Here is a 16,886-nt window from a genome sequence, read left to right as displayed (position 1 = left end):
AATGAAAATCTTTTAGAATGGCTCAAGAATTTTAAATAAGATATAATGTAAAGTAGAATGTCTTAATTATCACAAAAGTAATGGTTAGTCATATTCTACTTTACATTATTCTTTACTTTCCATAACCATTGTTATGTAAAGCTTTACATAACAACGGGGAACGCATCTTTATAACAGCTAAACTGCCAGATTATATCAGGGTCGGTAACGATGATTTAATTGAAAAGTATCTTTTCCTTACTACTTCTCATGACGGAAGCGGAAGCATAACCGCAGCTTTCACGCCCATACGCATAGTATGTAACAATACCTTGAATGCCGCTATGAACAGTAAAACTAATACCGTGCGTATTCGTCATACCTCCAATGCCAGACAGCGATTGGAACAGGCACATAAAGTAATGGGGATATCCGATATGTTATCGGCACAAATGGAGAATATTTTTAACCATTGGACAAAAATCCGAATCACGGACAATGAAGTAAAAAAACTAATACAGTATGCCCTTGTTCCGAGCAAAGAGGTGCTTAAAACCATACAAGATGGTAAGGAGGATGAACTTTCAACTTGTTTTACAAATATGGTGGATAATGCATTTGAATATGCCATGAGCAACCCAACACAATTGATGGACACTACCAAAGGGACTGTTTTTGGGGCTTACAATGCAATCACAGGATATTTTCAGAACGTAAGAAATTACAAAGATGAAGAGGCGAAATTAACTTCCCTTTTAATGGGGGGTACAGGGCAAATCCGTACACAGTCGGCTTTTAACCTTTGTGTCGATTTTGCCAGTAAAGGCTCGGATGCCTTGATTTTCACTTAGCTAATCAGGACAGGCATAATCTGCCTGTCCTTTTAAACCCTGAAATCATGATACAAATAGAAGATAAAAATGGAGAGAATCTTGAAGTTCTAAATTTAGCAGAGGCAATAAAACAAGCAGACTACTCATTACGCAATCGCAATATAGCTAATAATGTTTGTGTGTTTATTATTTATTTTCAGACATCTTTAGTAATCGACAAACACGTATATAGGCTTTAGGTAGATGTTAGTTTGGTATGAGCGATTTAAATCACCTTTTGTCGATTTTTTAAAGATAAAAATCAGAAATTAATACATATATTCGCAAAAATTTTTGTGAATGAAAGTACTATTACACTTATTAATATTTTGCTCTTTTTTTAACGCTACTCATGCACAAAATGAGACTAATATCACCTACGGATTAAAACTTGGAGGAATTTATTCTAAAATCAGTAATTTACCCGAAAGTATTAAAGGACGAGATAACACTTTTGATAATAGTGTTATGGAAAGCAAAGGTGGCTACGGAATCGAAGGTGGCTTCTTTTTAAACTGCAAACTTTACGATACACGTGTTGCCATTCAGCCGGAACTTTTATTCAGACAGTCTTCTCAAACTGTCAATTATCACGATACTACAGGCAAAGAATTTGAGTTAGGATTAAATTATTCCTATTTGCAGATTGGAGCTTTGTATAAAGTATATCCCTACGAAGGTTTAAATTTAGGATTTGGTGCTTTCTACGGCATCAGTTTATCTCCTAACAATATTACTTATAAATCTAACGAAGCTGGCGGAATGTACGATGTTGCCACTAGGCAGTTCTATCAGGATGGTCTTGACGGCGCAGACGATTTTTCATTGTGCTTTGCATTAGGTTACGAACTGCACGAAAGTATTCACTTCGATTTACGCTATTATGTAGGAGTAAAAGATGTGGTAAAAAGTAATGCATCTTCTTTTCAGTTTATCGAAAATCAAAACAAAAGTGGGGTATTTAGTTTTTCTTTAGGCTACAGTTTTCATCAATGGTAATTTCAATAAAAAACATGAAAAAAATTATTTTACTACTACTATTAGTAAGCACAAAATCGCTGTTTGCACAAGGTGACAGAGAGATAACATATGGTCTTTTTGGTGGCGGTATTTATTCTAAAATGTCAAATCTTCCCGATGTGATAGTACCGAAAGGTATCTATGAGGGCTATACTTTAGAAGAAAAGGGTAAATTTGGAGGAACGGGAGGGGTTTTCATTAATTGGAAATATCCTTACGCCAAAGTAAGTATCCAGACCGAAATATCCTATTCGGGACAAAGTACAGATTTGAATTATGAAGATATCAAAGGATTAAAATACAAAATGACTTTTGGATACAGTTATATTAATGTCGGTGCACAATTTAAATATTATCCTGTTGAAGGAATGTATCTAGGTTTTGGACCTTACATTAGTTTTAATATTGCGAGCGATAATATAAAATACACTTCTAATGCACAGGAGATATTTGCTGATTCAGGGACTTATTTTGAACCGGATGCCAATGTGCAAAAAGTACTAAAAGAATCCCTTACCGGTAAAAATTATTTCTCTGGAATATTCTCTTTGGGTTATGAATTTAATTCGAATCTTTCTGTAGGAGCCCGCTACACTTTAGGTCTTACAGATGCTTTAACAACTGAAGAAAACGGGCATCGTTACAGCGAAAATAAAAACAAAATCAATAGTATTTCATTGATTATTGGTTACTCATTTGACTTTGATGATCTGGCCAATTTCTAAGAGTCGATTTCATTTTAAAACATAGAGAATTATGTATAGAAAGATTTTTTCAGCATTGGTTTTTATAAGTTTATCGGCAAGTAACCTAGTTTTTTCACAGCAAAAGGTATTGCCCGGAGCAGTCGAAGATCCATCTTTTTGGATTAAAACCCGAAACAACGCAGATGCCTATTACTGGGAAAGCCTCACTAAAAAGGAAGGGAAAATATCCCAAAAAAAACAGACCGGAGCGACTTTTAATTTTAACCCAAGTATTGTTTTTGATACGGCTCAGGATTCCCTGATCTTACCTTTGGGCATAGAAAGTAAAAGACGTCAGACCTTATTTATAGTTTACAAAGTAAAAGACAGTTTGAAAGAGCAATTTTTATGGACGATAAACGATCCTCAAAAAACACTTTCAGTTGCAACCAATAAACGCTTGGTTGATCTAAAAAAATATTCTTACCAATCCTATCAGGAAAAGATAAAACCTCATAAAGCCAATATTCATTTTTTTCAACAGAATATAACGGATAGTATTGCAAAGTTATCGTCGTTAACGATTGGGCAAAAATCTAAATTTGAGAAATTACCTCCGGAAGAGTTTAAAGGAAATATAAGTGAAATTCTAGTTTACAACAGGGTTTTATCAGGGAAAGAAACCCAAAAAATAGCCAGTTACCTCGGAATTAAATATGGTATTTCGCTTTCGCAATTTGAAAGTAAAAACTACCTTAACAGTCACGGAGAAACTATTTGGGATATCGACCATCATAAGAATTTTGATTCCTCAATTACCGGAGTAGGAAGAGATGATGCCAGTGGATTATTGCAAGTAAAGAGCAGTAACATGATCGAAGAAGGATTATTGACGCTGGAGTTGAAAAGTAAATCGGGTACAATACCCAATAACTACTTTGCTTTTTGGAGTGATAACGGAAAAAATCTCTTAGTCAAAAAACAGGAACAGGGAGAACCAATCGGTATTACAAGACAATGGCAATTGGATTTTACAAATCCAACAGATCTTAGTCTTGATTGGGCTTTTAACCCTGCTTTTATAAAAGGCACTTTACCCAAAGATACCTATTACTGGTTATTGGTTGATTATTCAGGAAAAGGAACCTACGACGAAAAAGATTCAGAATATATTCGTTTGGCAAGCACGTCAAGTACAGAAAAATTAGTTCTAAACGATTTTAACTGGGACAAACAAAAATCAGGCAAAGCCAAATTTACTCTAAAAGTTGCACCTGAAATGTTCAGCAGGGTCTGGATTACGGAAGCTACTTGTGGTGTATCAGGATCCGGGCAGTTAAATTATAGTATTGAAGGTGGCGAAGCTCCCTTTACCGTTACAGTTAAAAAAGACGGAAGCGATGTGGTTGTAAAACAATGGAATCAGGCTGCAAAAAGCACTACAGGATTACAGCTTTCATCTGGAACTTATGATTATATCGTTAGGGATGCCAAAGGAAATCTATACTCCGAAACCGTTTTTTTGGCTGATAAACAAGGAACATTTCCGAATTTAAAATCAGATTATTTATTGACGGGTGGAAATGCCATAACACTTGATGCAAGTACAGGTTTACCAGCAGGAAATTATGAATACCAATGGTTTTATGAAGGCGATTTTATAGACAATAATCCTAAAATTCTGGTGGATCAGCCAGGTAATTACGAACTACGATTGGTAAATGATAAGGAATGTAAAACGGCTACCAAGATTGCCATCGCTTCTGATGGAAAAGAAATTACCGATTCGAGTGTAATTATTTTATATCCTAATCCAACTACAGACGGGCATTTTTCTGTGGCTATGCAATATCCACACAAGACAGATGTAAATATTAGTATTTACTCTCTAACAGGAGCACTTATAAAACAAAAGCACCTTACTCAAATAGAAACTTATCTATATGATGATACGATCAATAGTTCATCAGGAATGTATCTGGTGTCTGTTAGTTCAGAATTTGGTACAAAAACTTTTAAAGTTATTGTGAAATAATTTAAACATAAACGATTTTCCCATAATCGATTAACCTGCTGTATGAAAAATAAAATTATAATACTGGTATTTTTAATAGGTTCTTTTTTGTTTGCCGCCAATTTTGGAGGATATAACTTCCACTCCTTATTTTCTCAAAATACTTCGGAAAAAGAAACTGTCCTTTCTAAAACAGATTCGACAGGCATTATTAAAAATGAAATTAAAAATACAAAAACATTTTCGGCAGATATTGCAGAAGGAATCATTGGTGTTGCCGATGCTTATGATGTGGATGATGCTTATGATAACGTTTTTCATCTTAAAGTAGATGCTTTACCTGAAAATGGAGAAAATGCCTATTTAGAATACGACTTATACGGATACGATCAGGCAGCTTCGATTTCTAGAAGTTTAAACAATCAGCTCAGTATTGGAGGGCAATTTTTATCGGTAAATAAAAACTGGACCAAACAATCGGAGTTGCTTTCTGAAAAATCATTACGCTCCGGAGATAACGTTTTGTTGTTCACGGCTCCTGAAGGTATTTCAAATACATATAAAATCAAAAATGTTCGAATTGTTTATAAATCGGCACTTCCGTCAACTTATTTTACGTTATTAAAATCAGAAAACAAACTTTACATCAAAGGAACCAATTTTCCTTCGCAGATAAAAAAAATGAGTATTGGCGGAATGGTTATAGATGTAAACCAGCCGGAGTTTGAATTGGTTTTTGATGCTGCAGCAATAGAAAAATCAATTACCGTTACCAAAGAAATGGCAAACGGAGTTATTGCCACTGAAAAATTAGAACTAAGACATTTTTTAAAGGTTGATAGCTACAGACTATTAGAAAATGCAAAAGAAAGAGTTTTTAAAACCATAAATTTTGAAACAGAAAACACACTTGCTTATAAAGATTTTTCGGCGGTTTTTCCTGTTGGTGTTTTAAAAAGTAATGTAAAAGTTTCAGTAAGCGGATTACGTAAAATAGACATTGCTCCGTTAAATTCTGCAATGGTAAATGTTACAGGAATAAATGCAGGATTCAGGTTATTACCACACGGAACTATTTTCGAAAAAGCAGTAATCTTGTCATTACCGTATGATAAAAAAACAATCCCCGAAGGTTATACAGAGAAAGACATCAACGTATTTTATTTTGATGAAAATAAAAGATTGTGGCAGGAAGTAACCAAAGATTCATTGGATATAAAACAAGGAATCATTAAGGCCAGAACCACTCATTTTACCGATTTTATTGCCGGAATTATAAAAATGCCGGAATCTCCGGAAACTTCCGGCTATACGCCCACCAGTATAAAAGATCTAAAAGCGGCAAGTCCTTTAGTTGGCATTCAGTCTATTGCGCCGCCTTCTGCAAACGGAAGAGGAACAGCAAGTACAGGATTTTCAATAGTAATACCAAACGGAAGAGGGGGCATCCAGCCATCGTTAAACCTGCAATACGATAGTGACGGCGAGCACAGCTGGGCCGGTATGGGTTGGGATATTTCTACACCAGCAGTAAGCATTGAAACCCGTTGGGGAGCACCGAGATATGATGCAACACAGGAAACCGAAACATATACCATTGCCGGAGAACAATTAATCCCTAATTCCCACAGAGCGGAATGGGTTGGCAGAACAACTGATAAACAATTTTATCCGAGACGCGAAGGTGCTTTTCAGCAGATTATCCGTAAAGGATCCTCTCCTAAAAATTATTATTGGGTCGTAAGCGATAAAAGCGGTGTTGCCAGTTATTACGGAGGAACTACTTCAGGTCTTGCAGCGAATGGAATTTTACAAGACGGATCTGGAAACATCGGGCATTGGGCACTATGTCTTCAGGTCGATTTAAAAGGAAATACTGTTGAATACGAATACGATAAGAAAGACGGGGAACTCTATCTTAAAAAAGTCTATTACACCGGTTTTGGTAGTACAAAAGGGAATTACAATGTTACTTTCATAAAAAATTCCGATTTGGGTGAAGCCAACCGACCTGACGTTCAGGTTTCGGCCAGATTAGGTTTTAGACAATTGAACAATCAGTTGTTACGGAAAATCGAAGTACGCTACAAAAGCGATATGGTTCGCAGTTATGAACTGAATTATAAAGAAGGGGCTTTTAAGAAAACCTTATTGAAATCAATTTCAGAATACGATTCTGAATCCAAATTATTCTATACCAATACAATGGATTATTTTGATGATGTACGTGATGCATCCGGAAAATACAATCCGTTTGGACCAGAGCAAAACTGGAGTGTGCCGGGAGATAATCTGGTCAATACTGCTATCCCTTCTTATAACGATATTTTATTTTCAGGACATCATTCCTTAGTGAGCAGTTCTGAAGGATCTAATATTGGCATCAATTATCGTATTGGAGTTGGATTTGTCGGGCAAACCGGTAATCTAAAGCCTTTTACCGTTGGAGGTCATGGCGGAAATGGATGGGGAACATCAGACACAGCCGTATTAATGGAAGATCTTGATGGAGATGGTCTGCCTGATAAAGTATTCAAAAATAAAAATGGGGTCTTTTACCGAAAAAATTTATCTGCAACCGGTCAGAATTCTTTTGGAGAAATGCAGGAAATCAATATTAGTGATGTTGGATATTCTAAATCTACCTCATTTAATTGGGGTGTCGATTTGAATTTAAAGTTTGCCAATATCGGATATGATCAGCAGCGTTCTACCAGTAAAACAAAAATCTACTTTATGGATTTTAACGGAGACGGACTAATAGATTACGTTCGTAACGGACAGGTTTATTACAATAGATTGGTAAACGGAGTTCCAACTTTTAAACCTAGCAGTTCGGGAACGCCATCACCTGTTGCAGGAGGCGGAAACGTTACAATTTCAGGAACAACAACACTGTCGATAGAAGAAATAGAAAAACAAAATCCGATACATGATGTAGTCCGTATGTGGGAGGCTCCTGTAAAGGGAATAATTTCAGTTTCACATGAATACCAGTTAATCAAAGAAACTACTCCCGAACAAATTAAAGCACGTGCAGAATATGTAAATAATGCAGGAGATGACAAAGCAGATGGTGTACGTTTATATTTTCAAAAAGGAACGCAATTACTATGGGATGAGGCTATAATCGCAAAAGATCATGACATTAAAACGAAACAAAATAACGCAATTTCTGTAGAAAAGGGAGAACGTTTATATTTTAGGGTAAGTGCTGTAAAAGATGGAAATTTTGATACGGTTATCTGGGACCCTGTTATTACGTATTCACAGGTAAAACAGTTCGACAGAGATATCAATAATAATTTAGTCACAACTGATTTTAATGTTCCTGCGACTTTAAAAGATGCCAATTTATATTCGTTGTCAGCCTACAAAGCAAGTACTGATTTTTTTAGCAGTAACAATACATCAAAAGTAATTCCCGTAGCAGGAACAGTTTCCTTTAAAGGAATCTTAAATAAACCCGTTACATCCGATCATATTCGACTGGTGATTACCAAAACCTATTTGGGGCAAACGAATCCGCCAGTAATTGTATACCAAAAAAACTTTTGGGCAAATGATGTTGCGACTTTTGATTTAGCGTCTGTCAACCTCCCTGCTTTTGAAGCAGATACGCAAGTAACATTATCTTTAGAAACAGATACGAATATCAACTGGCAAACCATTTCATTTGCACCAACTGTTACCATTCCTTCTTACCCGGGTACAGCAGTCGAAGAAGTACCAATGGAAGTGAATCATTTATTATATAATAAAAGAGAAGGAAATTACAATATACCAGGTGTTACTTCAACAGTTAGCGGAAAAGTGAAACTGAATATACTGCCTCAGGATTTGATTTTGGCATCTGCTTTTCCTCCGGGGCCAGTTAATAGTTATAATGGAGAAGTAATACTTTCAGCTAAGCAGAATAATATCCTTCTGGCACGTAAACGTTACAAGCTTATATCGGGAACGTTGGTTGAAGTTATCAATGCTTTTGATAATGTGGTAGTTTATCCCGATGCAGCAGCAGGAATTCCAATTCAGTTAGAAACTACGGTTTCAAATCCGTTGTCTGTTAATATTCTTAGAAATTATCCAAAAGTAAATGCCCTTAATATTCAGGTTCAGGTGACAGATTTAAAAGATATTACAGATCTGACAGATGATGTTATATGGAATGCTGTTACAGATGATTTTGGTGTTTACAGCCTTTTAAATCCTGATGAAAGAACCTTAGGATTGTACCATAGAAATTGGGGAGGGTTTGTAATTAACGGAACCCTCGCTTCGAATATTATAGATCAGACCAAACTAAAACAATCTGACGCTTATGCTACAGAGCCTGATGTTAATAACACCGATCCGGAAAATTATGATGGCAAAGGGTATGAAGTTTCAGAGAATTATTTTGTATCTCTAAACCCATCTTATACAAAAGTAAAATGGGAAGGTCTGGAAGAAACTATTTATATAAAAGGAGCAGTAATAGGAACTTCGAGACTTGGAGAAGATGATATTGCAGATTATACTGATTTTTCTTTACCTAAATTAGATGGAGGAAGTACATCGGCACTGGACATGATCAGCGAAAGCAAAAGTAAAAGTATTGCTGCCGGAGTTAATGCCGGTCCAGCTAATATGGGATTTAGCAAGTCTATTGATGGAGACTCCTACGTAACCCAAACTATGGGAGATTTTAACGGAGACCGTTTTCCGGATTATATCAGGGGGAGCAATGTGCAATTAACCAAACCAGTAGGAAGTATTTCTCCTGAAGTACTGAATCTGGGAGATAATTTCAGCCACGCAGAAACAACCTCAGAAGGACCAAGCTTTGGAGGAGGTTACAGTCACGGTCAAGCCCAAACTTCTGGAGCTCTGGTAATAGGAAAAGAAGCAACCTTAAGAAGAAATGCCCAGTCTGCTGCAGATAAAGAAGCAGATAAGGCAAAGAATATGCTTTCTGTAAGTGCCTCTCAGGGTTATGGTACAGATAAATCAAAAATGATCCATGCTGATATTAACGGTGATGGACTACCAGATAAAATAACGGATGAAGGAACAGTATTATTGAATACCGGATATGGCTTTTTAACAGCCGAAAATTGGAATAACAACGGACTTAACGCTGGAACTTCTACTGATTGGAGTGTAGGTTTAGGTTACAATTTTAATGCAGGTTCTATTACAGCTGGGGGAAATTATGCACGTTCAACAGCAAATGGAAATAAGTCCTTTATGGATATTAATGGTGACGGACTCCCTGATAAAATTGAGTATGTACTGGATAAAATGATCGTATCCTTAAATTTAGGAGGATCTTTTGATACGGCAATAGTTTACCCTACTTATTCTGAAATGAACCAGAATAAAAGTGTGAGTTATGGTTTTAATGCAGGTTATTCCTATGACATTCCTATTTGGTTACTGCGTCTTACGCCATCATTAGGAGCCAGTAAAGGATGGAGTACTTCGCGTTCCGAAGCTACTTTTATGGATATCGATGGAGATGGAAATACCGATTATGTCATTTCTACAGACGAAGATAATTTGAAAGTACGTCTCTCGAACATCAAAAGAACCAACAAACTAAAAAGCGTTACTAATGGTGCAGGAAACAGTTATGTTGTCGATTATTATCTTACCAAACCAAGCTATGAAAACCCTTCATCTAAATGGGTTTTACAATCAGTTGATGTTTTTGACGGACATACTGGCGATGGAATCGATCATTCAATTACCAAATTCAGATATGAAGACGGTTTCCACGATCGTCGTGAAAGAGAATTTTACGGTTTCGGAAAAGTAATTCAGGAGCAGATTGATGCTGCAGATAACTCGGTATTTTCTACAATTGTTAAAGAATATTATAATCAGGATTATTTCCGAAAAAACCTTTTAAAACACAGTTATACTTTAGATAAAAACGGAAAATTACGTCAGGAATTTGAAAATAAATATAGTTTTGTCGAAGTATCGACGCAGACGAGTGTTCCTGTTTCGGAACTTAATTTACCAGCTTGTGACGCCAAACGTATTTTCGTTGGAATGATTCATGCCAATCAAAAAGTATATGAAGGCGGTAGTGATTATCTGGAAACTAATACTTTTAATACTTATGATGCTAGCGGAAATATTACGCAATACGAAGATTTAGGAAACGGTTCTGCTGCTGACAAAGTAACCGCTAAAATCAGTTATTACGAAAGCGTTACGCCTTATTACGGCGGAATTCCGAAACAGTTGGAAGTATTTACAACCGAAGGATTAAGACGTAAAAGAGCCACCATAATTAATACCACAACAGCTGAAGTTACGCAGATTAAAAATTACGCTGCCGCGGATAAAATTGCAATCACAGATATTACTTATGATATTTACGGAAACCTGCAGAAAATTACGGGTCCGACAAATCATAAGACACAGCGAATGACTTTGGAATACATTTTTGATACCGAAAATAATCAATACACGACCGAGATCAAAGATGCTTTTGGTTATCGAAATAAAATAGAGTTCGACTACCGTTTTGGTACTCCGCTAAAAACTACCGATCGAAATGATCAAAGCACAATTTATACGTTAGATACTAAAGGACGTCCAGCGACCATAAAAGCACCTTACGAAATTGCTTCGGGTAAACCGTATACGATTGCTTACGAGTATTTTCCAGAAGCAAAAGTACCATACTCGAAAACCAAAAATTACGATCCAGAATTAGATAAAGATATTGAAATCTATACGTATACTGACGGCGCAGGAAGGACTTTACAGGTTAAAAAAACAGCAAGCTTGTTTACTCAGGCGGGCAGTGCAGATCAGGAAGTACAGATTGTTTCTGGAAAAATAATTTATGATGGTTTAGGAAGACCAATAACAAATTATTACCCAACTACAACTACAACTATTGATAATAATTTCAACACAGCATTATCCAATGTGTCGCCAACAAGGACAGAATATGATGAAGTAGGCCGTCCTATAAAAGTGACTTTACCTGACGGAAGTACCAATACAACTGTTTTTGTATTAGAAAATTATGACGGTGTGCCGGTAATGCGTACTGCACGAACTGATGCCTTAAATAAAACCAGTCAGACTTACATCGATGCAGCAGGTCAGAATCTAGCCAGTATGCAAAATGACTTACTGACCAAATTTGAAACCAATGCATTAGGCGAAATGATTAAAGTTACCGATGCCACGGACCATGTTACCAAAAGCAATTATGACTGGCTGGGAAGACGCGTTGAGTTTACTCATCCTGATGCGGGAACAGCTACCATGCAATATGATTTAGCGGGTAATTTAACGTCCCGTATTACGCAGGATATTAAAAATACAGTACCGAATGGAGGTGCAATACAATACGAATACAATTACAACCGCTTGGAAAGCATAAAATATCCAAAAAACCCGCAGAATAATGTACAGTACAATTATGGCAAATCCGATGGAACCGCATCGCGCCGGGGCAGATTGTGGTTTGTACAGGATGCCAGCGGTGGACAGGAATTTTTCTATGGAAAACTGGGCGAAGTCGAAAAAGAAATCCGAACGCTTCGTATTACTCCAACGGATATTCAAACTTATATTTCGCAATACGAATATGATACCTGGAACCGAATCCAAAAAATGACATATCCTGATGGTGAGGTTGTAAATTATACCTATAACCGAGCCGGAAATCTGCAAAGTATGCAGGGCAAAAAAGAAAGCCATACGTACGATTATATCAAACAATTATCATACGATGAATTTGAGCAGCGCAAGTATTTAAAATACGGTAACGATACCGAAACCAATTACACATATGATGATGTAATGCGCCGTTTACAGCAACTGCAGGTAAAAAGTGGTTCAAGACAAGTCATGGATAACTCGTATGGTTATGATTTGGTCGGGAATGTACTAAACATCAAAAATACTGCACCAGTTGTTAACAATACGTTAGGCGGAACTACTTCACATGAATACCAATACGATGATTTTTACAGGTTAAAATCTGCAAAAGCGACCTATCAGGGTGAATTTACCAAGGCAAGTTATGAGCTGAATATGAGTTATAACAAAATGCATAATATTACGAAGAAAGATTTAGTTCACACCGTAAACAATCAGCAGAAAGGCTATGTATTGGATTATAATTACGATAACGAATTACACCCTAACGCACCTAATAAAATTACTGAAACAGGTAAAACCGAACCAAAGGAATATGTTTACGATGGCAATGGAAACCCAACCAGTTATACTGAAGAAAAGAGTTTCAGAAAAATGACATGGGACGAAGAAAACCGTTTATCAGGCATTAATGACAACGGGAGAATTCATCAATTTACCTACGATGCCTCAGGCGAACGCGTAATTAAAAGTTCAGGCGATTCTCAAAATGTCGCGATCAACGGAGAAACAGCTGCAACAATTGTGCATACGGATGACTACACAGGTTATGTATCTCCTTATTTTGTAATAAGCAAAGGTAAATTCACGAAACATTATTTTGAAGGTGCAGGACGAATTGTAAGCAAATTAGGCAATGGATCATTTGCTCAGCCACTAAAATTAACAGCAGGAGGAGTGAATTACGGAAAACTAACAGCCGAGCAGCAAAAAGCTTTAGACAATTGCGTTAAAGGTTTAGGAGTTCCTCCTGGGCCTCCTACCCAACAAGGTATTTATGCAACTCCTGAGTTTACCGGCAATCCTTACCCAAGTGAAGTAATTAAACCTGTTGAAGAAAACCAAGAACCGCCTGAAGGCTGGCCTAGAAATCCAGTATTCAATACACCGGGCGATGTACCGGGACCACCGGTACAATTTGGTCCGCCTGTGGAACCTGAAACTGTAAAATCCGGAGAAGGTTTCACCGGAATTGGCTTACCTGAGAATGATATTTTTTATTTTCATCCCGATCATTTGGGAAGTACTTCGTATATTACAGCCCGAAATGGTTCTATCTCACAGCACGTGGAGTACATAGCTTTTGGGGAGGTTTTGTTTGAAGAGCATAGTTCATCGTTTTCTTCGCCCTATTTGTTTAATGGAAAAGAGTTGGACAGGGAGACGAATTTGAGCTATTATGGGGCTCGATATTATGACGCTAAAATAAGTTTGTGGTTGAATGTTGATCCATTAGCTCTTTATAACCCTAAATTTGAAAAGGAGTTTTATTTTGATGGTCAACATAATGATGGAATTTACAATTCGAAAAATTTAAGTACATATGGTTATTGTTATCAGAATCCGGTTACTTTCATTGATCCCAATGGAAAACAAACAAAAGTGACTGACATGAGTTATCGTAGTTTAAAAGGGAATCTTGATAGAGATGGAGAAGGAATACTTACGAGAGAAAAAAGTCTTAATTATTTGGCGGATAAAGGTACAAATACATGTGCAATTGTTTTATCAAATACTTTTAATAAATCAGGTTATCCAATCCCTAAAAGTAAAGAACTTCCAAGTAATGTAAGGGTTCAAAACGGAAAAAAAGAGGATAGTGGTAACTTTGTTTTAGATGCAGAAAGTATGGCTAACTATTTAAAGAAAATCCAAGAGCCTACTGAAACATATACTATTAAAACTGAAGCAGGTATAGATAAAATGATAAATGACATTAAGGAAAAATATGATGATATGAGTGGAATAATTATTTATGTAGCAGATGATAAAACAAAAAAAACAGGTTATGGCGCTACTGGTCATGCTGATTTAATTTATGAGAATTGGACTTGGGATCTATCTTTTGCATCAGGAACGGATGTAAAGTCTTATTTAAAAGATAAAGTATTGCCTAAGACCACTTTCAAAGCTTATTTTTGGATACTTGATTATGATAAATAAAATTCAACTTATGAGACATACATTAATAATTTTTCTATTATTTTTTTTAATATCGTGTAGAAATCAATCTACTGAAATAGGAAAGCCCGAAAATTACACATTGACGGACAGAGATATTTCAAAAGATTGTAATATTTACCAAATGCGATTTAAGGATGGTGAATATATCTTTAAATTTTCATTGGCCGGGAGCTGTAAAAGTTTAAATAATGAAAACTATATAAAAGAATATTCAAGGTACTTACATTTATATCAAGATAGTTTAATACAAAGAAGAGGATATATAATATTTGATAACTATGGAAGTGACAACAATAGCATTTTGCAAGATTCTGTTATCAAAATAACTAAGAAGTATTTTAAAACATTTGTTACCTTATCAGAAGTTGATGAAAATGGTTTTAAAATAAAAGTCTTTGATAAAAAACCTTGATGAGTCCTCATTCTTGCGCGTGAGTCTCACTAGTAAACATACAGTCAACAAAGAGAATAATTAAACCAAAAAAAACCTTGCAATTTTGCGAGGTTTTCTAAATCATAGATGCTTTTTAATTCATTGTAATGCCAAATAGAATTTTAGATCTTATAAAATAGGATATCACGATGATAAAATTAAATATAGGAAAAGATAATTATTTTAATCCTGCTTATGTCGATTGTTTGTACAAATAAGTAAAAGAATTAGAGTCTTTTAATCCGCACAGATTTTAATGACATAAAAAAAAATCTAAATATTGAAAAATAAACTATTACGAAGAAGTAAAACTATTTATATATTATTAAGTATTCTTTTCTTGGGATGTGTAAAGAATAAAAATGATAATTCATTTTATGATAAAGTAATATACTACCATAGTAATTTCTATAAGTTGCCTGGACCCCCTGATAATAGTAAAAGATTTGAGGTTTATTATTCTGATTTTGTAAATGAAAAGGACAAAACTAATTACAAAAAACTCTCTCAATTTGGATTTATAGAGAGAAAAATTAATAATGAGTTTTCTTCTAAAATAGATTCTTTTTTTATAAATAAAAACCCAGGTAAATATTTCCCTAATTACAAATGTTTAGAGTGCTATCAAGATATTCTACTTTTTTATAAAAAGGAAAAAATAATTGGTATAGCAAAATTTGATTTTAAATGCAATAAATATTGTTTTACAAATTTTGAGTCAAATAAAAAAAGATATCTAAAGAAGGATTGCTTACAGTACAATTATCTCTTTAAAAAATAAGGGTTATCAGTATATAAATACTAATAATTTAGAAACGATGTACTATATCAGTTGATCTTGCTTAAAAAAAGACATAATCACCATTTAAATATTTAAATTCAAAAATCAACTATGAAAAAAATAATATTATTTGTAATTCTATTTTTATTTACGACAACCGGACATGCTAAATTTATTAAAGTTGTTTTATATATGGAAGACGGATCAACAAAAAAAGGATTTGCTGAAATGGTAGAAAGTGATGATTCTAAAGTCTATTTCAAAACAGATGAAGAAGCTAAAAAAGAAAAAATTGAAAGCACTAACATCAAAAAAATAGAATATGCAGATGGCGAAAGCAAAAAATATATTGCAGAACGATTATATGCCACAACAGCTAATATATTAACAGGAAACTTTTCGAGATCTAAGAAAAAACTGTGGTTTTACATTGTTTATGATAAAAATGTAAAAATAGGCGGCATTGCATCAGAAGGAGGCAGTCGTCCAAATGCAGGAGGTACAAGTACCGTAGTTACTTTTGCGAATACAGCTTATTTTTTTGGTAAAAAAAATAGTGAAGAATTAGTATTTGGCTATGCTACCACAGCATCAAATGGTTTCGCAATAGGAACAGATTCATTAATCAGAAAAATGTCAAGAGAGGCTTTTGCAGATTGTCCAAAACTTATTGATGCAATTTCAAAAGAAGATTTTAAATCGGGATCTGTCATGGATCAATTAAAAACTATTTTTGAGAAAATAAAATGCAAGTAACTTTTTTATTAATACTGGGTAGTATGCAATTGCATGACTGGAAAAATGGAGGAATTACAATAAAATCAATTTATTATAAATAAAAACGCGTGTTACGGAAATCCGTAATAATAATTTTGGAAAGCGTAATATATTTGAAATAATGGATGATAGATATCAAGATATAATCGACCGGGAAAAGGCCAAATTAAATTTAAAATTGGCCAAAATTGATCGTATCCATAAACGTGTTATGTTTACTATCTACTCAACTTTTTTAATTATTTTAATTTGCTTGATTTGTTTTTTTTTCATCATTTTATAGATTATAATACTAGAAAATATAGCACTCCTTTTTTTTAGTTTAACGTTAGCTTAGAGTGCAAATTCTGGCAAAAGTGAGCATACCATTCCGGTAAAAGAGATCAGTTGATTCCGGTTTAAAGTGACCACCCTATTCTTGTAAAAGAGATCAGTTGATTCCGGTTCAAAGTGACCACCTCAAAAA

General features: G+C 35.0%; 8 protein-coding genes and 1 pseudogene. All 9 read left to right on the top strand.

Annotated elements, in window-relative coordinates; translation table 11 throughout:
* Positions 1–155: 155 nt before the first annotated feature.
* Positions 156–830, top strand: a pseudogene (locus tag KHA90_RS24195) (DUF932 domain-containing protein); the annotation flags it as partial.
* Between the two features lie 47 nt (positions 831–877).
* Positions 878–1,051 carry a hypothetical protein gene (locus KHA90_RS24190; RefSeq protein WP_213307940.1) on the top strand — a complete coding sequence of 58 codons (174 nt, stop codon included), beginning with the start codon at positions 878–880 and terminating at the stop codon, positions 1,049–1,051.
* A gap of 100 nt (positions 1,052–1,151) precedes the next feature.
* Entirely contained in the window at positions 1,152–1,850 is a 699-nt protein-coding gene (locus tag KHA90_RS24185; RefSeq protein WP_213307938.1) for an outer membrane beta-barrel protein, read from the top strand.
* A gap of 14 nt (positions 1,851–1,864) precedes the next feature.
* A complete protein-coding gene (locus KHA90_RS24180) occupies positions 1,865–2,596 on the top strand; it encodes an outer membrane beta-barrel protein (protein ID WP_213307936.1) in 732 nt (243 codons plus the stop codon).
* A gap of 31 nt (positions 2,597–2,627) precedes the next feature.
* The gene (locus KHA90_RS24175; RefSeq protein ID WP_213307934.1) at positions 2,628–4,592 is read left to right on the top strand and encodes a T9SS type A sorting domain-containing protein; all 1,965 of its coding nucleotides are present in this window, start codon (positions 2,628–2,630) and stop codon (positions 4,590–4,592) included.
* A 42-nt stretch (positions 4,593–4,634) separates the two neighbouring features.
* Positions 4,635–14,408, top strand: coding sequence for a T6SS effector amidase Tae4 family protein (locus tag KHA90_RS24170; protein WP_213307932.1), 9,774 nt, complete (start codon positions 4,635–4,637; stop codon positions 14,406–14,408).
* A 10-nt stretch (positions 14,409–14,418) separates the two neighbouring features.
* Positions 14,419–14,841 carry a hypothetical protein gene (locus KHA90_RS24165; RefSeq protein WP_213307930.1) on the top strand — a complete coding sequence of 141 codons (423 nt, stop codon included), beginning with the start codon at positions 14,419–14,421 and terminating at the stop codon, positions 14,839–14,841.
* A 301-nt stretch (positions 14,842–15,142) separates the two neighbouring features.
* A complete protein-coding gene (locus KHA90_RS24160) occupies positions 15,143–15,643 on the top strand; it encodes a hypothetical protein (RefSeq protein ID WP_213307928.1) in 501 nt (166 codons plus the stop codon).
* Positions 15,644–15,754: 111 nt separating this feature from the next.
* The gene (locus KHA90_RS24155; RefSeq protein WP_213307926.1) at positions 15,755–16,399 is read left to right on the top strand and encodes a hypothetical protein; all 645 of its coding nucleotides are present in this window, start codon (positions 15,755–15,757) and stop codon (positions 16,397–16,399) included.
* Positions 16,400–16,886: the final 487 nt, after the last annotated feature.

The organism is Flavobacterium psychroterrae, assembly GCF_018380615.1.
GTDB classification, from domain to species: Bacteria; Bacteroidota; Bacteroidia; order Flavobacteriales; family Flavobacteriaceae; genus Flavobacterium; species Flavobacterium psychroterrae.
The sequence above is the reverse complement of the archived record's forward strand: the minus strand, read 5'-3'. Positions and strand labels throughout refer to the sequence as shown.